Annotated in this window: 19 protein-coding genes; 11 read left to right on the top strand and 8 right to left on the bottom strand. The window is 64.0% G+C overall.

What is annotated here, in order from left to right:
* Nucleotides 1-38 precede the first annotated feature (38 nt).
* Together ACO550_RS14880 and ACO550_RS14875 are read left to right on the top strand one after the other, a co-directional pair.
* A complete protein-coding gene (locus ACO550_RS14880; RefSeq protein WP_315592320.1) occupies nucleotides 39-1,310 on the top strand; it encodes a DUF444 family protein in 1,272 nt (423 codons plus the stop codon).
* A 58-nt stretch (nucleotides 1,311-1,368) separates the two neighbouring features.
* Nucleotides 1,369-2,907: a SpoVR family protein gene (locus ACO550_RS14875; RefSeq protein ID WP_485994885.1), complete on the top strand. Its 1,539-nt coding sequence runs from the start codon at nucleotides 1,369-1,371 to the stop codon at nucleotides 2,905-2,907.
* Between the two features lie 64 nt (nucleotides 2,908-2,971).
* On the opposite strand, the gene ACO550_RS14870 is transcribed toward ACO550_RS14875, so the two are convergent.
* Both ACO550_RS14870 and ACO550_RS14865 read right to left on the bottom strand, forming a co-directional pair.
* The gene (locus tag ACO550_RS14870; RefSeq protein WP_315592318.1) at nucleotides 2,972-4,126 is read right to left on the bottom strand and encodes a LuxR C-terminal-related transcriptional regulator; all 1,155 of its coding nucleotides are present in this window, start codon (nucleotides 4,124-4,126) and stop codon (nucleotides 2,972-2,974) included.
* A gap of 387 nt (nucleotides 4,127-4,513) precedes the next feature.
* Nucleotides 4,514-6,820, bottom strand: coding sequence for a mechanosensitive ion channel family protein (locus ACO550_RS14865; RefSeq protein ID WP_315592317.1), 2,307 nt, complete (start codon nucleotides 6,818-6,820; stop codon nucleotides 4,514-4,516).
* A gap of 295 nt (nucleotides 6,821-7,115) precedes the next feature.
* On the opposite strand from ACO550_RS14865, the gene ACO550_RS14860 reads away from it, so the two are divergent.
* Entirely contained in the window at nucleotides 7,116-7,562 is a 447-nt protein-coding gene (locus tag ACO550_RS14860) for a copper resistance protein CopQ (RefSeq protein WP_315592316.1), read from the top strand.
* Between the two features lie 277 nt (nucleotides 7,563-7,839).
* Nucleotides 7,840-8,109, top strand: coding sequence for a DUF7696 family protein (locus ACO550_RS14855; RefSeq protein ID WP_315592315.1), 270 nt, complete (start codon nucleotides 7,840-7,842; stop codon nucleotides 8,107-8,109).
* 61 nt (nucleotides 8,110-8,170) lie between these two features.
* Here ACO550_RS14855 and ACO550_RS14850 read toward each other — a convergent pair whose 3' ends face one another.
* A complete protein-coding gene (locus tag ACO550_RS14850; RefSeq protein WP_315592314.1) occupies nucleotides 8,171-10,333 on the bottom strand; it encodes an alpha/beta hydrolase domain-containing protein in 2,163 nt (720 codons plus the stop codon).
* Between the two features lie 198 nt (nucleotides 10,334-10,531).
* Between ACO550_RS14850 and ACO550_RS14845 the strand changes: the two genes are divergently transcribed.
* On the top strand, nucleotides 10,532-11,158 hold the full coding sequence (locus tag ACO550_RS14845; RefSeq protein WP_315592313.1) for a LysE family transporter: 627 nt from the start codon (nucleotides 10,532-10,534) through the stop codon (nucleotides 11,156-11,158).
* Nucleotides 11,159-11,172: 14 nt separating this feature from the next.
* On the opposite strand, the gene ACO550_RS14840 is transcribed toward ACO550_RS14845, so the two are convergent.
* From ACO550_RS14840 to ACO550_RS14830, 3 genes are all read right to left on the bottom strand, one after another.
* Nucleotides 11,173-11,847, bottom strand: a complete 675-nt coding sequence (locus ACO550_RS14840; protein ID WP_315592312.1) for a histidine phosphatase family protein — start codon at nucleotides 11,845-11,847, stop codon at nucleotides 11,173-11,175.
* A gap of 124 nt (nucleotides 11,848-11,971) precedes the next feature.
* On the bottom strand, nucleotides 11,972-12,970 hold the full coding sequence (locus ACO550_RS14835; protein ID WP_315592311.1) for a tripartite tricarboxylate transporter substrate-binding protein: 999 nt from the start codon (nucleotides 12,968-12,970) through the stop codon (nucleotides 11,972-11,974).
* Nucleotides 12,971-13,066: 96 nt separating this feature from the next.
* Complete coding sequence (locus ACO550_RS14830) at nucleotides 13,067-13,762, bottom strand: helix-turn-helix domain-containing protein (RefSeq protein WP_315592310.1); 696 nt, start codon at nucleotides 13,760-13,762, stop codon at nucleotides 13,067-13,069.
* A 169-nt stretch (nucleotides 13,763-13,931) separates the two neighbouring features.
* Here ACO550_RS14830 and ACO550_RS14825 point away from each other — a divergent pair, with 169 nt between their 5' ends.
* From ACO550_RS14825 to ACO550_RS14800, 6 genes are all read left to right on the top strand, one after another.
* Nucleotides 13,932-14,738: an IclR family transcriptional regulator gene (locus tag ACO550_RS14825; RefSeq protein ID WP_315592456.1), complete on the top strand. Its 807-nt coding sequence runs from the start codon at nucleotides 13,932-13,934 to the stop codon at nucleotides 14,736-14,738.
* A 78-nt stretch (nucleotides 14,739-14,816) separates the two neighbouring features.
* On the top strand, nucleotides 14,817-16,979 hold the full coding sequence (locus tag ACO550_RS14820) for an acetate--CoA ligase family protein (RefSeq protein WP_315592309.1): 2,163 nt from the start codon (nucleotides 14,817-14,819) through the stop codon (nucleotides 16,977-16,979).
* A 48-nt stretch (nucleotides 16,980-17,027) separates the two neighbouring features.
* The gene (locus ACO550_RS14815; protein WP_315592308.1) at nucleotides 17,028-18,341 is read left to right on the top strand and encodes a DUF1254 domain-containing protein; all 1,314 of its coding nucleotides are present in this window, start codon (nucleotides 17,028-17,030) and stop codon (nucleotides 18,339-18,341) included.
* A 65-nt stretch (nucleotides 18,342-18,406) separates the two neighbouring features.
* Nucleotides 18,407-19,735, top strand: a complete 1,329-nt coding sequence (locus ACO550_RS14810; protein WP_315592307.1) for a DUF1254 domain-containing protein — start codon at nucleotides 18,407-18,409, stop codon at nucleotides 19,733-19,735.
* The gene (locus tag ACO550_RS14805; protein ID WP_315592306.1) at nucleotides 19,732-20,709 is read left to right on the top strand and encodes a tripartite tricarboxylate transporter substrate binding protein; all 978 of its coding nucleotides are present in this window, start codon (nucleotides 19,732-19,734) and stop codon (nucleotides 20,707-20,709) included. Before ACO550_RS14810 ends, ACO550_RS14805 begins: the two co-directional genes overlap by 4 nt.
* Nucleotides 20,710-20,825: 116 nt before the next feature.
* The gene (locus tag ACO550_RS14800) at nucleotides 20,826-21,815 is read left to right on the top strand and encodes a tripartite tricarboxylate transporter substrate-binding protein (RefSeq protein WP_315592305.1); all 990 of its coding nucleotides are present in this window, start codon (nucleotides 20,826-20,828) and stop codon (nucleotides 21,813-21,815) included.
* Between the two features lie 34 nt (nucleotides 21,816-21,849).
* Here ACO550_RS14800 and ACO550_RS14795 read toward each other — a convergent pair whose 3' ends face one another.
* Nucleotides 21,850-22,272, bottom strand: a complete 423-nt coding sequence (locus ACO550_RS14795; protein ID WP_315592304.1) for a hypothetical protein — start codon at nucleotides 22,270-22,272, stop codon at nucleotides 21,850-21,852.
* A gap of 112 nt (nucleotides 22,273-22,384) precedes the next feature.
* On the bottom strand, nucleotides 22,385-23,977 hold the full coding sequence (locus tag ACO550_RS14790) for a 3'-5' exonuclease family protein (RefSeq protein WP_315592303.1): 1,593 nt from the start codon (nucleotides 23,975-23,977) through the stop codon (nucleotides 22,385-22,387).
* Nucleotides 23,978-24,088 lie beyond the last annotated feature (111 nt).

Genomic DNA, 24,088 nt, shown 5'->3' with positions numbered 1-24,088 from the left:
CGCTTTCCCGGCGCCTCAACCAGGCGGGCGAACGGCATATGGCTACGGTGATAGATCGGCGCGAAAACGGCGGCAACAAAAGCGCCGTCAACCAGCAACGCTTTATCAAGCGCTACCGCGAGCAGATCCGGCAAGCGGTGGCGAAGGCGGTGTCCGGCCGGAAGATCATGGACATCGAGCAGAGCGGGCAGGTGTCCATTCCGGTCAAGGACATCACCGAGCCAATTTTTCATCACGGCCAGGGCGGGCGGCGTGAGTGGATTCACCCCGGCAACAAGAAGTTCGTCAGGGGTGACAGCTTTGACCGCCAGCAGCAGGGCAGTGGTGGAACCGGGTCGCGTGCCAGCGACAGCGGCGAGGGCGAGGACGATTTCGTCTTCACGCTGTCGCGCGAGGATTTCCTGAATTTTTTCTTCGAGGACATGGCGCTGCCTGATCTGGCCAAGCGTCACCTTGCCAAGATTGCCGAGGTGCGCAAGGTACGGGCCGGCTTCTCGATCGACGGCACGCCATCGAACCTTTCGATCCTGCGCACCATGCGCAGCTCGCTCGGGCGCCGCATCGCGCTGTCAAGCCCTTACATGAAGCGGCTGCACGAGCTCGAGACCGAATATAACGAGGAGCTTGAGAAGGATCCCTACTCGGTGAAGGCCGAGGAATTGATGGAAAAGATGCGCCACCTGCGTGCCCAGGTGGATCGCGTGCCATTCATCGAGAAGCTTGACCTGCGCTACAACAACCGCGTACTCAAGAAGCGTCCGCAGGCCCAGGCCGTGATGTTCTGCCTGATGGACGTGTCGGGCTCGATGGATGAAAGTCGCAAGGATCTTGCGAAGCGCTTTTTCATGCTGCTGTACCTGTTCCTGAAGCGGAACTACGAACGCATTGACGTAGTGTTCATCCGCCATCACACGGTTGCGAAAGAGGTGGAAGAGGAAGATTTCTTCCATTCGCGGGAATCCGGTGGTACCGTGGTTTCCAGCGCGCTCAAGCTGATGGTGGAAGTGATTCACGACCGCTATCCGCCAAGCCAGTGGAACATCTACTGCGCGCAGGCGTCTGACGGTGATAACTGGGCTGGCGACTCCGAACTGTGCGGTCGGCTCTTGCGTGAATCAATCCTGCCGTTGGTGCAGTACTACGCTTATGTGGAGGTGGCTTCGGAAGAACCGCAGAACCTTTGGGAAGAGTACCTGACGGTGAAAAGCCAGTTCGAGCACTTTGCGATGCAGCGCATCATCGGTGCAGAAGAAATCTACCCCGTCCTGCATGACCTCTTCCAGAAACGGGCCGCATGGCCCGGCAGGTAGCACAGCAGCAACCGGTACGTCGCAGCGAGCGCGTACCGGCACGTCACTGGGGAAGTCTATGGCCTATCTTTCGACGGGCTCGGAGTGGACCTTCGAGCTGATCCAGCGCTATGACCGCGAAATCGCCCGCATTGCCGGCGAGTTCGGCCTGGACACCTATCCGAACCAGATCGAGATCATCACCGCCGAGCAGATGCTCGATGCCTATGCATCGTCCGGCCTGCCCGTGGGCTACAACCATTGGTCGTACGGCAAGCATTTCCTGGCTTCGGAGCGCAGCTACCAGCGTGGCTACATGGGGCTGGCATACGAGAACGTGATCAACTCCAATCCGTGCATCGCGTACCTGATGGAGGAGAACACGATGCCGATGCAGGCGCTGACCATCGCGCATGCGTGCTACGGACATAACTCGTTCTTCAAGGGCAACTACCTGTTCCGCACCTGGACCAATGCGGACGCCATCATCGACTACCTGCTGTTCGCCAAGAAATACGTGGCCGAGTGCGAACAACGCTATGGCGAGCAAGAGGTTGAGGTGCTGCTCGATTCCTGCCATGCGCTGCAGAACTATGGCGTGGATCGCTACAAGCGGCCCAAGAAGCTGTCGATCACCGAGGAACAGGCACGCCAGACCGAACGCGAGAACTACCTGCAGATGCAGGTCAACGACCTCTGGCGCACGCTGCCCAAGCATCGGCCCCATGCGCTGCGCGAGGAGGAAGAGGCAGCCGACCACGAGGTCTCGTATCCGCCCGAGCCGCAGGAAAACCTGCTGTATTTCATCGAGAAGAACGCCCCCAAGCTGGCGCCGTGGCAGCGTGAGATCGTGCGTATCGTGCGCAAGATCGCCCAGTATTTCTATCCGCAACGCCAGACCAAGGTCATGAACGAAGGCTGGGCCACGTTCTGGCACTACACGATCATTCACCAGCTCTACGAGGAAAAGCTCGTCAACGACGCCTTCATGCTCGAGTTGCTGCAGGCGCATACCAATGTCATCTACCAGCCGCCGTATCACAGCCCGTACTACAGTGGCCTGAACCCGTACACGGTGGGTTTCCTGATCTTCCAGGACCTGCGCCGCATGTGCGAAAACCCGACTGAGGAAGACCGTCGCTGGGCGCCAGAGATTGCCGGCAGTGACTGGCGCAAGACGTTGGACTTCGCGATGCGCAATTTCAAGGACGAGAGCTTCTTGCTGCAGTTCCTGTCGCCGCGCGTGATCCGTGAGCTGAAGCTGTTCTCGGTGCTCGACGATGACCGCGAGGGCAAGCTGCGCGTCACGGCGATCCACGACGATGAAGGCTATCGCGAGATTCGTCAGTTGCTGGCCAACCAGTACGACCTGTCGAACATGGAGCCCAATATCCAGGTGACCAATGTCGACGTGGGCGGTGACCGCTCGCTGACGCTGCGCCATTTGCAGAACGAACGCCGGCCGCTGGCGCAGAACTTCGATGAAGTGGTGCGCCACGTGACGCGGCTATGGGGCTTTACGGTACGGCTGGAGGTAGCCTACGAGGATGGCCGGCGCGAGCTCAAGTACGAGTGCAAGCCTGAGCGTCGCCATCAGCAACAGCGCAAGGCCGCATAGCATCCAACTACCACGATCAGGCTCCCTTCTCCCGCAGCGCGGGAGAGGGTCAGCGGGTCAACCGCTATCGGCCCCTGCCTTGCACGGCCCTGGGCCGTGCCGCCGAGCAAACGCCGGCTCGCTCCAGATCCACTCCTGGTAACAGGTGCAGCAGGCGTACCAGTTCAGACTGGCGATGGGTGCCGGTCTTGCGCAGCGTGTCGCGGATATGCACCCGCACGGTGTGTGGCGAGAGGAACTCGCGTTCCGCGATCTCGTTCAGCGTTTCGCCCGCCGCCAGGCGGATGGCGATAATGCTTTCCTTTTTCGACAGGCCGAACAGCGATGTCAGCACGCCGGCATCGAGTACCGAACGTGATTCGGAATTGCCCATCAGCATCATCGCCATCGGCAACTGCCACGGGCCGTCGACGGGCTGCCGCGATACCAGCGGCATGACGATCAGCGGAACAGGCTGGCCGCCCGACGTGATGTGCATCCATGACCCTGCCGCCGCGCCACCATGGCGGCCGCCATGCACGGCGTTGTCGAGCAGTTTCACCAGCACCGATTGCAGCGATTCCGGGTGCGCGCGCAGCACACCATTGTCGAGCGCCAGGTTGGTGTCGGCCTGCACCAGGGCTTCAGCCCAGCTGTTGGCATAGCGCACGCGCATGTCGGCCTGCAACACCATGACGCCGAAGTCGAGCGTGTCGAGCCCGGCCAGTCCCAGCGATGCCATGCCACTCAGTTCGAAATTGCGATGCTGCATGCGCGCGGCCCGTGCCCAGTGGGGCATCACCTGTGCCACGCGACGGTTGCAGTCATGCGATGCGCATCCGTCGCACCCGGGCGTGGCGCTCATCCAGACGCAGACATCGTGGGTATCGAACAGGCGAATCCCGTGCGCCAGGCCGCTGCAATCGAAGGGCATCGCCGCGCCCGGTTCAGGCGCATTTGGCATAGTGGCATCGGCGGTGGCTGCCAGCACCGCACGCGACGGCAGCGCGCGCATGTTTTCAGGCATGCTGCTGGCGCTGGTAAAACAACCGTGTGGTGTGACGCCCAGGCGTGCGCGCCCAGCGAGCTTGTCCCAGATCAGGTAGCTCGGACTCGCGGAACACGTGTAGTGGGAAAACAGGTCGAGGGCGGCTGGCATGGCAGCCACGTCCATGGCGGACTCATAGATGCTATCGACCAGACGATAGAAGACATCGTCGGCAGACAAGTGTTCGCCCATTTCATTTTCCCCCGGTGGCAAACGCCTTTTCCTCAAGGCCGCTGCAGCGAGGCGCGACCTTTCTTTATGTGTTGGTATTCCCTGCCCGCGACCGTACGCTTATGGTGCGACTGGCCGCGGCAAATCCATATGATGATCATCGTGCATAAACCGCCTGCGGGAATATCCCGCCAAGGGAGGGGGAGAACCGGAAAACCGGCGCCACGCCTGCCTTTGCGGCTAGCAGGTCAGCGCGGGCATGCACCCGCGGCGACTGCTGAAGTTCGCGAGATAGTAATGCGATGACCGGGCTATTTCAAACCATTCGCCAAGATGTCGCAGTGTGGCATTGCGCAAAAGCGACAACCCGCATGCCGGCGAGACCCGGTCTGCACATTGCTGCGCCGGTCAGCCGGCGTTCCCAGCCTTTGAGGTGACTAATTCGGCGCCTGCGCCGGCCGCCGCAGCCTGTCCGGCTTCCACGGCGGCAGCGGCGCCATTCGCGGCATCGACCTGAACCGTGACATAGGGCGCTGCCATGCGAATGCCCTCGGCGTCGAAATTGCGCTTGAGCCGGACGTTGAACGCGCGCGAAATCTCGGACTGCATCAGCGGGCGGGTCTTGAACTGGGCCAGCACCACCTGGCCGTTCGGGTCGAAGCGGTCGAGGCCCAGGACATCCAGTCCGGACAGCAGGTTGCGGCTGTACCGATAGTCACGCGACACTTCGGCGCCGGTCTCGCGAATGATCTCGAGCGCGCGGTCGAAATCGCTCTGGTAGGCGATGGAGATATTGAACACGGCAAAGGCATAGCCGCGTGACAGGTTCTTGACCGTCTTGATCTGGCTATAGGGCAGTGTATGCAGCGCACCCTTGCCGTCGCGTAACCGGACGGTGCGGATCGTCATGCCTTCGACCACACCAGCGTGGTCGGGCAGTTCGATCGAGTCGCCAATGGCGATCGAGTCCTCGATCACGATGAACAGACCGGTGATCAGGTCCTGTACCAGGCTTTGTGCGCCAAAGCCGATGGCCAGCCCCACCACGCCCGCGCCTGCCAGCAGCGGCGTGACATTGACGCCGAGGTTGGCCAGTACCGCGATCATCGCCACCACCAGTAGCGCAACGAACGACGCATTGCGCACCAGTGGCAGGATGGTCTTGGCGCGCAGGCTGGGTTGCACCGCGCGATTGTTAGTCGGCGACAGCGACTGCGTGATCGCGGTATCAATCAACAACCAGACCAGCCACGCCAGCAAGACCACGCCGATCACGCTGAGGATCGACTGCGTGATATGCCGGCCCAGCACCGTGGCCTCGGCAAGCTGGAACAGCGAGGTGTGCCAGATACGTGCGTTGAGTTCAAGAAAGACGATCCAGATCGCCACCCGCACCAGCGCCGCGCCAAAGCGTCCAAAGCGCTGCAGATACGCCGAGCGCCGGCGGTCGCGCAGTCGGGGTGCCCGTACGGTGGCCTTGGGCGAACGGCCCGCCACCAGTGTCAGCAACACGGCGCCGACGAACAGCGCCACGGTGATTACGGCGCGGCGCAGGAATTCATCGGCGTGGCCGGTGGCCATGATGGTGCCGATTACCGAGGCCGCCACCACGGCCAGCATTGGCAGGTACCAGGCCTCGCCCGCCATGCGCAGCAGGTCCATCACTGCCGGATGCTCCTGGCGGAAGGCAAACGGGCGGAAAGCGATCAGTTGCCCGATCGAGCGGCGGAATCGCACCGTGAATACGCCAATCAGGATCGCCGCCAGCACATTGGCCAACGTGCTGACCAGCGCGGACAGGTTCACGCCGAGCGAGGCAATCACGCGCGGATCGGTATTGGCTTCCCCCAGCGCCGCAAGCGCGCCCGTGACAAAGAGCAGGATTGGCGAGTGCTTGAGCAGGTCGCGTACCGCATGGACGCGATGGCCGGACTGGAACAGCGCGAAGATGACCTGGCAGACCGCCGACATCACGGCACCGGCCACGATCGCATAGGCCACCAGCACGGCACCGATGCTGGCGGGCGTGCGGCCGAACACCTGGTAGGCCAGCAGCAGGGTCAGGCCGAAGGCAACAATCCATGGGCCGATGCGCTTCAGGAAGTAGATGCCTACATCGATCCACGACGGCACGATCGGCAATTGCGTCGGTTGCGGCGTTCGCAGGCGGCGCCTGTGCATGCGGCGCGACAGTTCGCGCAGCAGCCAACCGGTGATGGCCCATCCGGCCAGCACGATACCAAACTCGCGCCACGACTCCACGGCCGCGCGCGTGTTGCTGATGGTCAGTGCTTCACGCAATTCCTCACCCGCGAAGTCGATGCGCCAGCGCCAGTATTGCCACGGTCCGCGGGCAGGGCGCTGGGTACTGTCGAGTTCCTGAAGTGCCTGTGTCACGGCGCCGATCAGTCCGGGTGAGGGCGCGCTGGCCGCCGCGGCGGAGACCGCCGAGGCATCGAGCCCCTTGCGCAGCGTTTGCAGTTGCGTGAGCAACGCTTGCCGCTCGGCGTCGTTCTGGAGCGTGGCAATGACCTGGTCCAGTGATTGGGCGAGCGGCACGCTCGCGGGTGGGCTGGATGCGGCGCTACTGCCGGCTTTCTGCACGGCATTGAGCAATGGCGATCCGGCTCCATAAGCCGCGCCACATAGCAGCAGCGTCAGCAATGCAACCTGGAGCCAGGCAGGCAACGGGAAGTGGGTGCGCAAGCGATGCATGGAGGGGCGCGGACAGCGGTTGTCGCCGTCAGATAGCCAGCATGCGCGTCACTGTAGCGCATTGCCGCGCCATGGGCGGCGGGAATGTCGGCTGCCGGACGCTTCGATGCTGTAATGTCGATTCAAAAAAACTGAATAACATGTCCGTAGATACGTCACTTTTCAATCAGACCGGAGGCCTATAGTTCTATTCATGGACGGCGCGCAACGCAGCAACAAGGCGAAACAGGATGTGCGGCAGGCCGGGACCATTCATACAAACTGAATAAAACTGAATTTTTTACGGAGAGAAATCATGACCAAGACCACCGCCCTGAAGATTGCCCAGAAGTTTGCCCAGAACGTCGCCCTGAATGTCGCTTCGGCCATCGCCCTGTCCGCTGCAGCGCTGGGTGCTGCGCACGCAGCCACGGTACCGGCAGACAAGTATGGCTACGAATTCCGCACCACGGTTTCTGCTGACAAGTACGGATACGAGTTCCGCACGCATGACACGTTCACGGACGGCGCCCGCACCGGCAAGGTGGACACGTACACCGACGGTGCTCGCACGGTGGCAGGTCTGGACAAGGTTGGTGTATCGGCCGCGCCTGCCCGCCAGTCCGATCCGTATCTGGACGGCGCCCGCAACGCCGACCCCTACACCGATGGCGCACGCTTCATCGCAGGTCTTGACCGGATTGGCGTCTCGGCCGCGCCAGGCCGCACGTTCGACCCGTATCTGGACGGCGCGCGCGCATGAGTCATGTCACGAGCAATGAGCAAGGCGTTACGTAACCCGTAACGCCTTTTTTGTCTGGCGAGAGTTGTTTGTGGACTTCCGGCAGGTGCTCCGCGCGCCCGACTGAAGTGGGGTGGAGACGCCGGGAACGTCGGCGTGGCGCGGCTTCCGCAGGCGTCGCTTGAAACCTGGGTATGGATCGCGGCAGCGGGTGCCGATATTGGCATGTCGTTTGCAGACCATGGTCGGTGAACACGACTGAAATGCAGTGTCCAGACTTGCCGACCGGGAGACCATCATGTTCCAGACCTTTGCCGCCCCTGCCAATGCCGATGCCGCCATCGTTGCCACCATCGACACCGCGATGCTGCGCCGTCGCGATGAATATGCCGGCCAGCCGATGGCATGGAAGATGTTCTGCGAAGCCTCGCACGTAGCCACACTGAGCGATGTACCACGCATGGCGTTTATTCAACGCGTAGCCAATGAGCGCGGTGCCGATATCGCATTGCGGCTCAAGGCCAAGGCTGAAGCCATCCGGGCGGAGGCCATTGCCCGGCTGATGTAGGTGCAGCGACTACGGCGGGCAGTCGACGACCCCGCCTGCCGTAGCCCAGTCCATCAATACATCATGGCAATACTGGGTTTGCCACCGCCCGCGCCACGATCGCATCGGCATCGCGTTGCAGCAGGAAGCGTTGCGCAACCAGATCGTTGGCCGCGGTGGTCACTGCGGTGACATAGCCGGCCTGGTTGGTGTACAGCGATTCCAGCGACGGACGACCGTCACCAGCGGCCAGCCTGGCGGCTTCGGTCTTGTGGAACGGTATGAATGACCCGGTCAGGTTGGACAGGTCGACGATGCCCGCTGTGGCCACATAGTTGAACTCGAGGCTGGTCCCGATCGGCGCACGCGCTTCCACGCTATGGATGCCGGCGCGCGGTATGCCCGTGGACGCATCCACCTGCGGCACCAGGATTGCATAGTCACGGTTCAGGTAGGCGGGCGGCAGGGTCGTGGCGATACCGGACTCATCCTCGCGCCGGTATTGCGGCCCGAAGTCGAGCAGCGGATAACCGTTGTAGCGTGCCAGGTACTGGAAATCCGGGATCGCGGTCGATACACCGGAGACCGGCCATGCCACGCCCTTCATGACGGGCAGCGTCAGGCTGGCAGGGCGCACCAGCGTGCCGTCCGCCAGGGCGGGCACCTGGCTGGCCGGTGGTTGCGTGCCCCGCACGACCCAGTCCTCGAGATCGATGAATAGCGCGCGGAACGTATCGTTGTGATGGATCACGGTACCGGCCGGATACACATTGCGGGTGGGTGCGAACGCAATGCTGGCAGTGCCGCCGGCGCCGCCGTGCTGGGTGCCGGTGTAGTAGTAGATGCGCACATTGTCCGGTTGCTTGAGGTCACTGAAGCCGTTCGCGTCGGTCAGCACCGGCGACCCTTGCAACTGCCAGAACTCGGTACCGGACAGGCCCAGGAAGAACTTCGGGCAGGTACTGGTGGCGGAACAGCGCGCCATCACGCCGCCGGTCTTGCCGGAGATATCGTCGGTGTAGTTCTTGTCCAGCCCGCGCGGCGCGGTCTGCCCGAACGCCGTATGGTCGGTACGCAAGCCGCCGCCACCGCCGGGTACCGCAAAGCGCGTATTGATATTGGTCTGCCGTGCGGCCACATGGGCGTAGATGCCGTCGAACACCTTCGAGCCATCGAGCGACTGGTTGAAGCCCAGATGCAGGAACGTCTTCATCGCATTGCCCGACTGCGAGGTGCCCTGGCCGATCGCATACTTGATGCGGCCCGCCAGCGGGTTGGGCGTGCCGGCACTGTCGACGGCCTTGTTGCGGAAGAAGCCGATGGTGTCGCGCAAGGCGGCCAGGCCCACGCCCATCACCTTCGGATCCTTCGCCACATAGACCAGTTCATAGAGATACTGCGGATCGAAGCCACCGCGCAGGCAGACATTGGCGGGATCGGCGGTGCCGGGGAACGGATTGCCGGCGTCGCACTTCGCAAACTTCCAGTCGCTTGCCGGAATGGCCACGCGCGGATCGGTCTCGTTGATGCGTCGTGTCAGCGAGTACCCCGGCTGCGTGTTGTCGAGGCTGGCCGGCGCGTAGGGCAGCATCGTGCCATTGAATACGCCGCCGGGCAGCGACATCATCGGTGTCGCCGTGGTGGGGACCAGTTCCGAGCGATACGTACCCGTGATCGAGGACCCGTCGGCATTCTTCGCCACCGGCACGGTGACCGTCAGCCGGGCCGCGCTGGACTTCGGCACATCGCCTTGCCACGCGGAGTACAGCAGCACATAGCCACGCTCGAGGTAGACCGCGTCGCTGGGCGTTACCGCCGGATTGGGCATCGTCAGGATATTGCCGCGATTGGGGGCATCGTAGCGCAGCACGCCGCTGGCCTTGCTGATGTCCTTGGGCTTGAGCATCACGAAGTCGGTCGTGTATTCCACCATGCCATTGGCGTTCACCGGTGCCAGCGCCAGGTCCTGGATGATCGCGTTTTTCGGATCCTTCGGGTCGACTTCGCCGCTGATCGTGCCGCTCACCTGTTCGTACTGGCCCACGCTGCCGTACGTGCCGGCAAAATCCTGCGTGCCCGTGATCTTCAGGGTCTGCGCCGGCGTACGCGCCGGCGTGGTGCCGGTGCCGCTGGTGGTGCCGCTACTGCTGCTGTTGTCGTCGCTACCGCCGCAAGCCGCCAGCAGCGCTACCGATGCCGCAAGGGCGAGCGCCGCCGCGTGCCGCCCATGTGCACGTGCTTCCATCTGATGTCTCCTCGTCTTTGTTTTCGAATACGCGTCCCGTCATGCGATGCGGGAGGCGCCTCGAATATAGGCCCCGAAGATTGTTCCGATAAATTGATTGTTTGGATCGATTAATCGATACAGCAGAAATATGCGAGCAGTGCGCGTGACCCGGTGCATTGGGCTACCATGGCCGCTTCATTCGATGGAGCCAACCGCATGCCGCCGCTCGAAACACTGCTGCCATTTTTGGGTATTGCCATCCTGCTTGGCCTGGCGCCGGGGCCTGACAATATCTTCGTGCTGCTGCAATCGGCAATGCACGGGACACGGGCTGGACTGACAGTGGTGCTGGGCCTGTGCACAGGCTTGCTGGTGCATACGGCGGTGGTTGCGGTAGGACTGGCCGCATTGCTCGCGGCATCGGCGGTGGCGTTTGCGGTGCTGAAGATTGCCGGTGCGCTGTACCTGGTCTACCTGGCATGGCAGGCGTTCCGCGCACCGGTGGGCCAGATCGGCCAGTCGGGCGCTCATGCGCAGGCGGGCAAGAATATGTACTGGCGCGGCGTGGTGATGAACCTGACCAACCCGAAGGTGGTGATCTTCTTCCTGGCATTCCTGCCGCAATTCGTTGTCGCGCAGCGTGGCCACGTGGCGCTGCAACTGATGGTGCTGGGCCTGGTCTTTATCGTGGCAACGTTGCTGGTATTTGGCGCGATCGCGTGGTTCTCGGGCGTATTTGGCCGCGTGCTGATGCGCTCGGCACGCGTGCAGCGCGCCGTGAACTGGTTTGCCGGAACGGTGTTCCTGGCGCTTGCCGGCAAGCTTGCGCTGTCGCAGCGCTAGGCCTGCCTCGTCCCTCAGGCGAATGTAATGGCGCGACGCCGTTCCGGATGCTCCAGGTGCGGCACGTTGTTGAAGCTCAACAGACGCTGCGTGCCGCGGCCGACAATCAGCTCGCAGAACCCGGTATTGCGGAATTGCAGGTTCAGTTCGATGGCAGTCTGCGTGGGTGCGCCGAGCAGATCGGCGATGGCACGGCCGATAGCGCCGCCGGAGCTGACCACCAGCAAGGCGTCTTCCCGTGCGCTGCCTTCCGTCGCCTGCGACATGGCCGCCTGCATGCGCGCACCGAATTCCCCCCATGTCTCGGGCATGCCGTTGAGTTGGTCCTGCGTCCACGCCGCAAATGCCGCGCGGAACGTGCGCCAGTAATCCTGGTAGTCGCTGTTCTGGTGGGCGCGATGATCGGCGCCATTGGTAAAGCTGCGATAGAGCGCTTCGCCGTCGTACTCGTTCAGGCCCGCGTGAGTATCGACCGGCGTTCCGCCATGGCCCATGCCGTGCAGGATTTCGCTGGCGGTGTCCTGCTGGCGCACCAGTGTGCCGGCCACCACGCGCCTGAACTGAATGCCGCGGTCGCGGAAGTATTCGCCGAGCCAACGCGCCTGCTGGCGCCCGACGTCGGAAAGGCAATCGTAGTTGGCGGCACCGAACGAGGCTTGTCCGTGACGGACCAGGAATAGCGTGGCCATGATGTGGGAATTGCGCTGATGAATATGCCGCGATTCTAGACGGCCAATTCCGGGGGACCTAGCGAGTCCCGCCGGAATTCATACCGGCCATGGTTGCGCTGCATTGCGCGCAGGCCGGGCAATGTCAGTCGAGCGTCACGCCGGTGTCGGCCGTCAGCTTCAGCACCACCGGCAGATAGGCCTTGTAGGCACGTTCGGCCTCGGCCGGCGTATTGCCAATTGGCTCGGCCCCCATCTCGTCGATCTTGGCCTGCATCTCCGGCGTCTTCACGAGCGCGGAAACTTCGCGGCCCAGTCGCTCGACGATGGCATCGGGCGTTTTCGCGGGCGCCAGCAAGGTCGTCGGGCCCACCAGCTTGTAGGCGGCATCGCCATAGCCGGCTTCGGCAAAAGTCGGCACGTCGGGTAGTGCCTTGACGCGTGTGGTGCCGGCCACCGCCAGCGGACGCAGCTTGCCGCCGGCCATATGCTGGCGCAGCGTGGTAACCGAGCCCACGGTGACATTGACCTGGCCAGCCAGCAGGTCGCTGACCATCGGGCCTTCGCCGCGATACGGCACGTGCAGGATATCCACGCCGTAGGTCTTGTCCATATACGCCTGGATCGTGTGTGGCAGCGTGCCCGGTCCCCATGAACCCATGCGCAGCTTGCCTGGCTCCTTCTTCGCGTAGGCCAGCAGTTCGTTGACCGACTTCGCCGGCACAATGCTGTTCACGGCCAGAACGGTGCGCGCCATGGCCACATCCGAAATCGGGCGCAACTCGGTGCGCGGGTCATACGGCAACTTCTTGTAGAGCGCGAGGTTGGAAGTGATCGGCCCCGGAATCGTCATCAGCAGCGTATAGCCGTCGGGCGCCGACTTGGCCACGAAGTCGGTGCCGATGATGCCGCCCGCTCCGCCCTTGTTCTCGACCACCACCGGTTGACCCAGGCGCTTGGACAGGCCATCGGCCATCTGGCGCGCCAGCGTATCGGTCAGGCCGCCGGCCGGGTATGGCACCACCATGCGGATTGGCTTGACGGGATAGTCGCCCTGGGCGAGTGCCGCCAGTGGCAACAACGACAGCGCGGCGCATGCGGCGCGCGTGGCCCACTGCCTGCGCGGCAGTGTCGAATGCTTCATGGTGTGTCTCCTCGTTATGCCCGGTCTGATGGCAGACGTGCCGCTATGGCTGCGGCTGATGCGGGCGGTTGGTTGATTTCAGCGAGGGAAATCGGTTCAGGCCGCGTCGAGCCCGAGATAGGTGACCATCATGCGGGTCAGTTCGGCCGGCAGCCGCTCGTCGTCGAGGTGCAGCGGCTCGGGGTTGTTGAGCACGGCATTGACGAGCGTGCCAAAGACCATCTGCATTGCAAAGTTCAGCCGCAACTCGGCGTCTTCGCGCGAGCCCTTCACATGGGGCAATAGCAATGCCACGAGGCGGTCGACCAGCAACTGGCCGTTCTTCTGGTGTGGCAGCCATTCCTCGGGGCGTGTGGTGGCGTGTTTGAGCGAGGCGCGGATCACGCCCCGGTTGGTGTGGCAGCCGTTGACCATGAAGCGCATGGTCTTCTCGATGATCTGGCACGGTGGCACTTCCTGCCAGCGATGCTCGGCCATGTAGCGGGCCACCGAGGCATCGGACTCCTCCATCACCATCGTGCGCAGCGCATCGAAGAACGCCATCTTGTCGCGGAACCGGCCGTAGAACGCGCCGACCGATACCTGGCATGCCGCGGCGATCTGTGCCACCGACACTGCGGCGAAATCGCGCTCGGCCAGCAACTGCCGCCCCGCGGTCAGCAGGGCCTGTTCGGTTTCACGCGCGCGCCGTTGGCGCGGCGGTTGCAGGATCGACGAAGTGTCTACCTGTGGAAAGGCGGAAGGCGGCGCGGCTGAAGCGATGGCTCGGGCACTTTGGGTGGTGGCTGGCATGAAGGGTTTTCCGTATTCGAATTCGGATTCGGTTTTAACCTTACGTTTCGCCGCTGCGCACCGTCAAGTAGGGGTTTACGATCTGGATTTCCAATATTTGGAAATTGATTCCGCTTTTTGACACATGCCGAGATCGCCGACCACACTGAAGACAGGAGACGAGATGCCCATTAACACCCCGGTCGAACAATTCATTGCCGAACGCCGCCGCGAGGATCCCTCGTTTGGCGGGCTGCTGGCCAAGGGGTTTGCCTTGCTGCGCTGCTTTATCGACGATCCCCGCCCGCTGGGCAATGGGGAGTTGTCGCAGAAGCTGCAACTGCCACGTGCCACGGTGTCGCGCATCTGTCGCACGCTGTTTGAACTCGGATACCTCGACTGGGACCCGAAACTCGACAAGTACTTTGTCGGCGCTCAAGTCCTGGCGCTGGGATATCCGTACCTGGCCGGCCTGCAAGTGCGGCACCTCGCGCGCCCGTTGATGCAGGCGCTGGCCAACCAGGTCGAGGGCGCCGTATCGATGGGCGTGGCACACCGGCTGGACGTGACCTACCTCGAGTCGTGCACGCACATGGAAGGCACCCCAGCACGCCCCACGGTTGGCGCGGTGCGTTCGGTACTGACCACGGCGATGGGGCGCGCTTTCCTGTGCACGCTGTCGAAGAGCGAGTTCGAGAAACTGATGAATGCGGCGCGCGTGGAGCGTCCCGACGAATTCGCGGCCTGCTACGAAACGCTGTGCCACAACGTTGCGCATTACCCCAAGCGCGGCTTCGCGCTGAATGAAGGGGATGCCGGCAGCGATGTGCATGGTGTGGGCGTGTATTCGCGCATCGTCTACCTGAACCGTCCGCTGCTGTTCAACTGCGCGGTGCCGGGCCTGCGCGTCAGGCGCGGGATGATGGAAAAACGCGTGGCACCGCTGCTGCGCGAGATGGTTCGATCCATCGAGAACATGGCTGGCGTGGGACGCTAGCCGCCGGTACGCGGGACCGGAACTCCCGCACGACGGAACGACCGTGGCACGTACCGCGGCGTCAATATCGGAGACACCATGCAGGACTTGCAGCCACTGTTGTGCCCACGCTCGATCGCGGTGATCGGCGCCTCGACCCAGCCCGACAAGGTCGGCGGCGTTCCGATTCGCCTGCTTGGTGAACTGGGCTATCGCGGCCGTGTGTTCCCGGTCAATCCCGGGGCCGAAACCGTGCAGGGGCTGCGTGCGTGGCCGTCGATCGAGGCGATCGGTGAGCCGGTCGACCTGGCCATCGTGGCCGTGCCGGCGCCAGCCGCCCCCGACGTGATGACCCAACTGGGCCGCGCCGGTACCCGCGCGGCGGTGGTGTTCACATCCGGTTTTGCCGAGGTCAGCGGTGGCGAGTCCTTGCAGCATGCACTGGCCTCGCAGGCCCGCGCGCATGGCGTGCAGCTGCTGGGCCCGAACTGCCTCGGTGCGATGAACCTGAAGGAGCGCATGTTCGCCACCTTCTCGCCGATTCCGCTTACGGGCGTGCCGCCGGTGGGCGAGGTAGGGCTGGTCAGCCAGAGCGGCGCGTTTGGCGCCTATGCGTTCGCGCTGGCGCGCGAAGCGGGACTGGGGCTGAGCCACTGGGTTACCACGGGTAACGAGGCGGGGCTGCAGGTGGCCGATGTCATCGAATGGCTGGCCCACGATCCACAGACCCGGGTAATCCTGGCCTACATCGAGGGCGCGCGCGACGGCTTGCGGCTGCGCCAGGCGCTGGCAGCGGCGCGAGCGGCGGGCAAGCCGGTAGTTATCGCCAAGGTGGGCACCACTGCCGCAGGTGCCGGCGCCGCGCAATCGCACACCGCGAGCCTGGCTGGCGAGGATGCCGTGTACCAGGCCGTGTTCGATGAATATGGCGTGCATCGCGCCCATACGCTGGAAGCATTCTTCCGGCTGGGCTACACGCTGGCCCGCGGCCGCCGACCCACGCACTGGCACTCGCCTTCCGGCCTGCCAGCCGATGCGGTGGCACCGGTGGCCATCGTCACGGTGTCCGGTGGCGTGGGCATCATGATGGCGGACAGCGCCGAGTCGCAAGGGCTGCCGTTGCCTGCGATGCCCGCCCCGGCCGCGCAGGCGCTGCGCACCGCGATTCCGTTTGCCAGCACCGCCAATCCCATCGACGTCACAGGCCAGGTCGTGGCCCAGCCGCAGGTCTTTGTCGACGCACTGGCCAACGTGGCACGTTGCGGCGAGTATGGCAGCGTGGCGGCGTTCCTGGCCGGCGGTGCCAATGCGCCGCGGCTGTGGAGCGTACTGCAGGAAACCGTGCAATCGCTGGCAGCCGACCGTCAGGCGGCACCATTGCTGATCTCGGGCGTGATGGACGACGACAAGCGCGCCTGGCTCGAAGACCGCGGATGCCTGGTGTTCCGCGAGCCTGCACACACCATGGAAGCGGTGGCGGCGCTGGCCAGGGCCGCGGCGATGGAAGCGGTTGCGACCGGAAAAGAGACCGATGCCGCTATCGGTCGCACTCCCACTCCAGATACCAGTGCACCGACGCCGGTCTTGCCAGCCGATGCGAGCGCGTTGTCCGAAGCCGAGGCCATGGCGCTGCTGGCGGACGCAGGTGTCCCGGTTGCGCCGCATGGCCTGGCACACGATGTCGGGCACGCGGTACGGATTGCCGAGTCGATCGGCTTCCCGGTAGCCGTCAAGCTCTGCTCGCGCCAGATCCTGCACAAGAGCGATATCGGTGGCGTGGTGCTCAATCTGCAGGACGCTGATGGGGTACGTGCAGCGTTCGCCCGGGTGCAAGACGCCGTGCTACAGGCGCGCGATGCCGAAGGCCAGCCCGTGCCGTTCGAAGGCGTGATCGTGGCGCGCATGGTCCGTGGCTGGGGTGAAATCATGGTCGGCGTGCGGCGCGATCCGGTGTTCGGACTCGTGGCGCTGGCCGGCATCGGCGGCACCGCCGTCGAGATCTTCCGGCAAATGGCCTTCGGCCTGGCGCCACTGTCGCGCCAGCGCGCACGCGCCATGCTGGAGCAGAGCCGCGCGGCGGCGTTGTGTGCGGGACACCGGGGCCATCCGGCGCTCGACCTCGATGCGGTGGCCGATGTCCTCGTCAATGTGTCCCAGGCGGCCGCCGCTATCGGAGACCGGCTCGACACGCTCGAAATCAATCCATTCATCGTCGGGGCCGAAGGCGTGGTCGCGGCCGATGCGGTGATCACGCTGCGCTGAACCGCTGTGCTGACACCCGACCCACACCCCTAACCAGACGACACTGACATGAACCATCCCGCATCGCCCGTATTTGCCGCGCCCGCCTACGCCAGCCCGCAGGAAGCCCTGGTGGCTGCCGCCGCATTGCCACTGGTCATCTACGGCTATCCGCTGATCGAAACACTGCGCACCTGCCGCTTGCAGACCTCGGTGGATGCACCAACGCGCTATGGCCGTGCGCCAATGAACATGTTGTCGGCCAGCGCGCGGCAGTGGACGCACGAAGATCGCGACATCGTCACGCCTGCCAACGACCTGCTGTATTTCTGCGGCTGGCTGAACCTGGCAGATGGCCCGGTGACGCTGCGCGTGCCCGCGCTACCCGATGCAGACCGCTACTACGTGATCGAGTTGCTCGATGCGCATACCAACAACTTCGCCAATCTCGGTCCGCGCAATGTGCCGATGGCCGGCGCCGATATCGAGATCGTCGGGCCAGGACAGCGTGGCGACGGTGTGCATGTGGTAGAGGCCCCCACTTCACTGGTGTGGGTGATTGGCCGTGTGCTGGTGACCGGCCCCGACGACCTGCCACGCGCCCATGCTTTCGAGCAGGGCTTCCAGGTCGTGCGCAGCGCCGGCTCCGCGCGACCGGCCAGCGTAACGCAATGGCAGGAAACCGGCGACGAGGCGATCGACCTCTTCCAGAACCTGTTCCGTGCCATGCGCGACTTCCCGCCTGCCGAGCAGGAGCAGGGCCTGTTCACGTTGCTACGGAAGGTGGGATTGCGACGCGAGGACGATGTGGAGATTGCCGCGTTGCGTCCGGCGGTCGTCAATGGCCTGCGTAGCGCGTTTGCACAAGGCATGGCGCTGATCGAAGCGCATACGCGCAGCCAGGGCCAGAAAGCATGGGGATACAGCCTGCGTCTGGGCACCTACGGCGACGACTGGTTGCTGCGCGCCTGCACGGCCATGAAGGGACTTGGCGCCTTGCGTGCCGACGAGGCGGTGTATGCGATGTCCGATTTCGATGCGGATGGCGAGCGGCTGAGCGGCCAGCACGCCTATGAACTGTGCTTTCCTCCCGGCATGCTGCCACCGGCTGGCGCGTTCTGGTCAGTATCGCTCTATGGCGAGGATCGCTTTTTTACCGCGAATGAAGCAGGACGCTATGCGGTCGGCGACCGTACACCGGGACTGCGCCAGGAAGCGGACGGCACGCTGGTCATTCCGATTGCCCATGCGCGACCGGCGGTCGATGCGAACTGGCTGCCCGCGCCACAGGGCAATTTCTACCTGATCCTGCGCCTCTATCACCCGACAGCGGGCTTCATGGCGGGGGAATACCGGATTCCCGCGGTACGGCGCGTTGCCTGAGCGCCGGGTCGACTGAACGCCGGAAGGCTGGCCGCAAATACCGACAAGACTGGAGACAACAGAACATGCCGCAACACACCACTGACCTGCAGCAACTGGCGCGCGATGCCGTGCTCTACACGCTGCCACTCTACGAGATGGCCCGCATGCGCGCAGCCACTTGCCCGCGCCGCGACCGGTCCGGCGAGTTCGCCGGGAACGGCCCCGAATCCACGTTTCGCTGGGTCAACCACCTGATCCATACGCGTGAGTTGCTGGGGCCGCAGCACCGGCAGGTGGTGACGCCCAACAACGATACGCTCTATACCAACGCATGGCTGGATTTGTCGCGTGAACCAGTGGTGCTCGAAGTGCCAGAGTTTGCGGGACGCTATTACGTGCTCGGGCTGCTCGATTTCTATACGAATCCGTTTGGCTATGTGGGCAGCCGGACCACTGGCACCGGTGCGGGTCGCTTCCTGCTGCACGGGCCGGATTGGCAGGGCGCGGTTCCTGACGGCATGCAGGCCATGGCGTGCCCGACCAATGCGGTGTGGATGATCGGCCGTCTGCTCGTCGATGGCGAAGCCGATCTGCCCGTGGTGCACGCGTTGCAGGATGCCATCGCATTGAAGCGGATCGATGGCTCGCCCGCCGCGTACCAGTTCGATGTGGGCATGCATCCGCGCGAACACCTGGGCGATGCGCGGCGTTTTGCCGAGGTCGTCAACCGCGTGCTGGCCGAGAACCCGCCGCCAAAGGCGGAGGCGGCAATGGTCGCCCGATTCGCCGCAGTGGGGATTGGGGCAGGCGTTGGCGCAGGTGTCGGCACCACCGATGCCCACATCGAGGCACTAGGCCAGGCGCTCAAAGGCGTGCTTGAAGACCTGGCGGAGCCGCAGGCATCTGACATGGGCGGCGGCTGGGCGATGTCGGTCGATGTTCGCGAATCGTTTGGCACGCACTACCTCCAGCGCGCACTGGTGGCACGCAACTATATCGGTGCGCTTGGCGTGCAGGAGGCGATGTACATCCTGGCGGACCGGTGCGGCGACGGCAAACCGCTGCACGGCAGCCAGTCGTACCGGCTTGATTTCGGCGCGGGCAACCTGCCAGAGGTGGGCGCCTTCTGGTCGCTGACCATGTACGACAAGTCCGATTGCATGCTCGTGCCGAACGAGATTTCCCGCTACTCGCTCGGCGATCGTTCGCCGTCGCTGCAGCATGGCGCCGATGGCGGCCTGACGGTGTACCTGTCGGCGCGGCCCCCGCGGGACCAGTCGCAGCATGGCAACTGGCTGCCGGCACCGGCGGGGCCGTTCTACGTGGCACTGCGTCTCTATGTTCCGCAGCCCGCGCATCTGGAACGTACCTATCGCTATCCCTCCATCGAGCGCATCGGGGAGGCATCATGACCCCGTCTCAACGGATACGGCGCCGCCTGCTTGGCGCCATGGCGCTGGCCGGCGTGGTGCCTCAGGCCTTCGGCAGCACGTGGCCGGGCAAACCGGTGCGGCTGGTATCGCCATACGGGCCGGGCGGTTCCAACGATACCTCGGCGCGCGTGCTGGCCGAGGCGTTGAGCCGCAAGTACGGCCAGCAGATCGTGGTGGAGAACAAGCCTGGCGCGGGGACGCGCGTGGCCAGTGAATCGGTGGCCCATGCCGCGCCCGATGGCTACACCTTGCTGTGGGCCGCAGCGCCATTCGCGATCAATACCGGTGCCGGCCTTAGCCAGCGCTTCGATATCCACAAGGATTTCGTGGCGGTGGGGCCGAGCGTGCGGGGACCGGTATTCCTGATCGTCAACGCGAACTCCCCGGTGAAGACGGTGGCGGACTTCGTGAAGCTGGCGCGACAGAAGCCCGACGGCGTCACGTTCGCCTCACCGGGCATCGGGTCGGGGCCGCACCTGACGGCCGAGTTGTTCGCCTCGGTGGCAGGGTTCAAGGCGCTGAACGTTCACTACCGCGGCGACGCCACGGCATATACCGAATTGCTTGCGGGGCGCGTGGATGCCACGCTGACGGCGATCACGACCGCCTTGCCATTTATCCAGGCTGGCAAGCTGCGTGTGATTGCGGTGGCTGGCGAGGCCCGCACGCCGGTGTATCCGGATGCCCCGACGTTTGCCGAGCAGGGCGTGCCGGGCGTGATCGGCTACGGCTGGTTTGGCATCGTGGCGCCAGCGGGTACGCCGGCGGCCATCGTGCAGCAGATCAACCGCGACGCGAGCCAGGCGCTTGGCGATGCGCAGGTCCGGCAGAAACTGCTTGGATTGGGACTGCAGCCATCGCCGGGCACCAGCGCGGAGTTTGCCGGCTTTATCGATAGCGAGGTCAGGAAGTGGGGCGCGCTGGTCAAGGCGCGGGGCATCGTACTGGAATAGTTCCATAGGGCCCGGGAGCAGGCGGGTGCCCGGGTACTTCACAAAAATGTCATAAAAACGTCACAATGCGGCTTTGGTCCTCGTCGCGGAGAACGAGGCCACTTCTGGAGAGAGAGATGACGTTGTTCGCCGCCCGCCGTGTCCGGCATGCATTGGCCGTGCTGGCCTTCACCCCGCTGGCGCTGGCCGCCGGTGCTGCCCAGGCTGCCTGGCCAGAGAAACCAATCCGGATGGTGGTGGGCTTTCCGCCTGGCGGGCCGGTCGATACGCACGCCCGCATCCTGGCTGAAAAGCTGCAGCCGATCCTGGGCCAGACCGTCGTGCTCGACTACAAGGCCGGCGCTGCCGGCAATATCGGTTCGGACAACGTGGCCAAGTCGGCGCCGGACGGCTACACGCTGTTGATCGCCAATACAGGCCAGATGGCGATCAACAACTCGCTGTATCCCAAATTGCCCTACAGCATGCCAAAGGACTTCACGCCGGTAGCGCGCACCGCCCTGATTCCGCTGGTGATGGTGGTCAACAACAACGTGCCGGCCAAGAATCTGAAGGAGTTCATTGCCTACGCAAAAGCAAATCCGGGCAAGCTCAATTTTGCTTCGGGCGGCAATGGCGGGATTTCTCACCTGATGCCCGAGATGTTCAAGCAGGCGTCCGGAACGTTCATCGTTCATATTCCGTACAAGGGTAGTGCGCCGGCACTGACCGATGTGATGGGCGGCCAGGCGCAGATGATGGCCGACTCGATTCCGCTGTTCACCCAGTACATCAAGGCCGGCAAGGTACGCGCACTGGCGGTGACATCGGGCAAGCGCTCGCCGGCGTTGCCCGATGTGCCGACCATGGAGGAGTCAGGCCTCAAGGGTTTCGAGGTGGTTGGCTTCTATGGCGTGCTGGCGCCGGCAGGGACGCCTAAGGAGATCGTCGACAAGCTGTCTGGTGCGCTGCGCACCGTGCTGGCGGACCCGGATACCAAGGCCAAGTTCGAAGTGCAGGGCGCCGAGCCGGCCTGGCAGGCGCCGGAAGCTTTTGCGGCCACGATTCTCAATGAGCAGAAGCGTTGGGGGCAGGCCATCAAGGCGTCGGGTGCGAAGATCGACTGATCTATCGACTTACCGGCTTATCTACTTGCTGAGGTCAGCTGGCGCCGGGGGTCTTCCGCGCCAGCCCTGCGCACGGCCCGACCAGACCCTGGACGCAGCATGCGCTGCCACTCCATTCACCACGGCTGACGTTGCCATCCGAGCCAGCTACCAGCTTGCGCTGGCACTGGGCGACTCTTGCCGGAGGCTCCAGCCCGGCATCGCGCGGGCCGCTGCCGGGCGCGCGCGCGGCGGGAATTTCATCGGTCCAGACATAGGCGGTGCCGTCCGGCACCGTTTGGACCGCTTGCGGTGGACCCCATTGGGCCTTGGCCTGTTCCACGGGGGCACCCTTCCACGAATCGAAGATGCGCTGCATGGTGCTGGCCTCGATATTGGCGCAGGCTGCGGCCAGGACGATCGCGCTGGTGACCGGCAGGACGGCGCGGCAGACGGAATGGCGGGGCGACGCAGGCATGGCGGCTCCATCTCGAGGGGGCTGTTCCTCCCGTCGCAGACTAGCTGAGTTCCGCAATGTGTGGCAACGCGTATGTGTGCGCGGCCGCACGAAGGCGTAGTTCCTGGCCGAGTTACCCGAATAGTGTCAGGGTTTGATCAGCGATGGTGGCGGTCGGGCTCCGCCTGGTTGTGCGTGGCGTTGTTACAGGCGCCGGCCTGGCTGGAGGTTCCGGTGGTGTCAGTGCGAAGGACCGTGTCGACCGCAATGGCACGGCGGTCTCCTTGAGCATGGCCAGATGCGGCGCGAGGATCAGGTAGGTGTCGATATCGAAGCGTGCCGGCGACGCCGCCAGTTCTTCGGCTTCATCGATGGTCCTGGCGGTTCCCAGATAGCACCAGTCTTCGATCACGTGCCAGGCCGTTTCCGCCCCCGTGTTTTCGCGCCATGCCACCGGGCCGGCAAATGGCCACGCTTGCAGTCCAATCGCACCGATGGCTTCCAGCGTCCGCGTGCGATGCGCTGCGCGTGATTCCGCGCCGGTGCAGGCACCCGCGCAACGATGCAACTGGCGCGCGAAGCAAGGGTTGCCACTGCGCGCCACGGCTTCCAGCATCAGCGTCACCTGGCAAAGCTGGTGCTCTTCGGCCAGTGCCCGCAGCTTTGCACGTGCCGTAGTGCGGCTTGGAAATACTCCATAGAGGCCCGGGTGGCGGCTGAAGTCGACCTGACGGTCCGACCGCAGGCGCGGGGCAGGCAAGCCTTCAACCATTTCCCACGCGAACAGCTCGCCGCTATGGCGCAACTGGTGGTTATGCAACGGCTGCAGCGTCTTGACGAGGTGCGCTTCCATCAGCAGTGCGCCAATCTCTCCGCCAGTCTCGCGCCAGTCGACACGGCGCACCGCGCGCGCGATGCGCATCTCCTTGGCGTTGGTATGGTCGCCTGCAAAATGCGCGCGGATGCGCTGGCGCAGATGGATGCTCTTGCCAACATAAAGCAGTGCATCGTCATCGCCATAGAAGAAATAGACTCCAGCGCGGTCCGGTACATCGTCAAGGGCCGTCTCGGTCAGCCCCGCTGGCAGGCTCGCATGCTTGATGAGGGCCTTCACCGCCGACTCGACCAGATCGACTGAATAGATACCGTGGATCTTCTGCCAGAACTGCCAGAGCAGTTCCGCATCGGCCAGCGCACGATGGCGGCCCTTGGGCAGCAGGTTGAAGCGCGCGATCAAGGCGTCAAGGCCGTGCCGCTCGACCGACGGAAACAGCGAACGTGACAGCCGGAGCGTGCAAAGCACGTCGGCGCGGAACGTCACGCCAGCGCGACGGAACTCGTTCTTCAGGAAGCCATAGTCGAAGCGCGCGTTGTGGGCGACGAACAACCGTCCCTGCAAACGCTCGGCCAGGAGCTCGGCGATTGACCCGAAGGTGGGTTGGCCACGCACCATCTCATCGGTAATGCCGGTCATGCCCTGGATAAAGGAAGGGATGCCGGTTTGGGGATCGACAAGCGTGTCCCATTCCTGGATGCCGTCGGGGCCCACCTCGACCACGCCAATCTCGGTGATCCGATCGCGCTGGGCATCGGGGCCGGTAGTCTCCAGATCGACAAATACGATGGGCCGGGTGAGTGCTGCTGCAAGCGTGTGCGCGTCGAGCGCACCGGCATCGCGGCTTGCGAGTCGTTCAGGCAGGTAGGTGGGCAGGTCGGGCGACGTCATGCGGCGATTCTAATGGATCGGAAATTTCTTTTGCGAAACCCCTTGCGTAGCCCGAAAAGCTCATCTAATATTCGCCCCCTCGCAACACGAACCGCTCTGCAAACGCAGTCG

The organism is Cupriavidus sp. (genome assembly GCF_057315035.1).
This window is presented reverse-complemented; position numbering and strand designations above follow the sequence as displayed.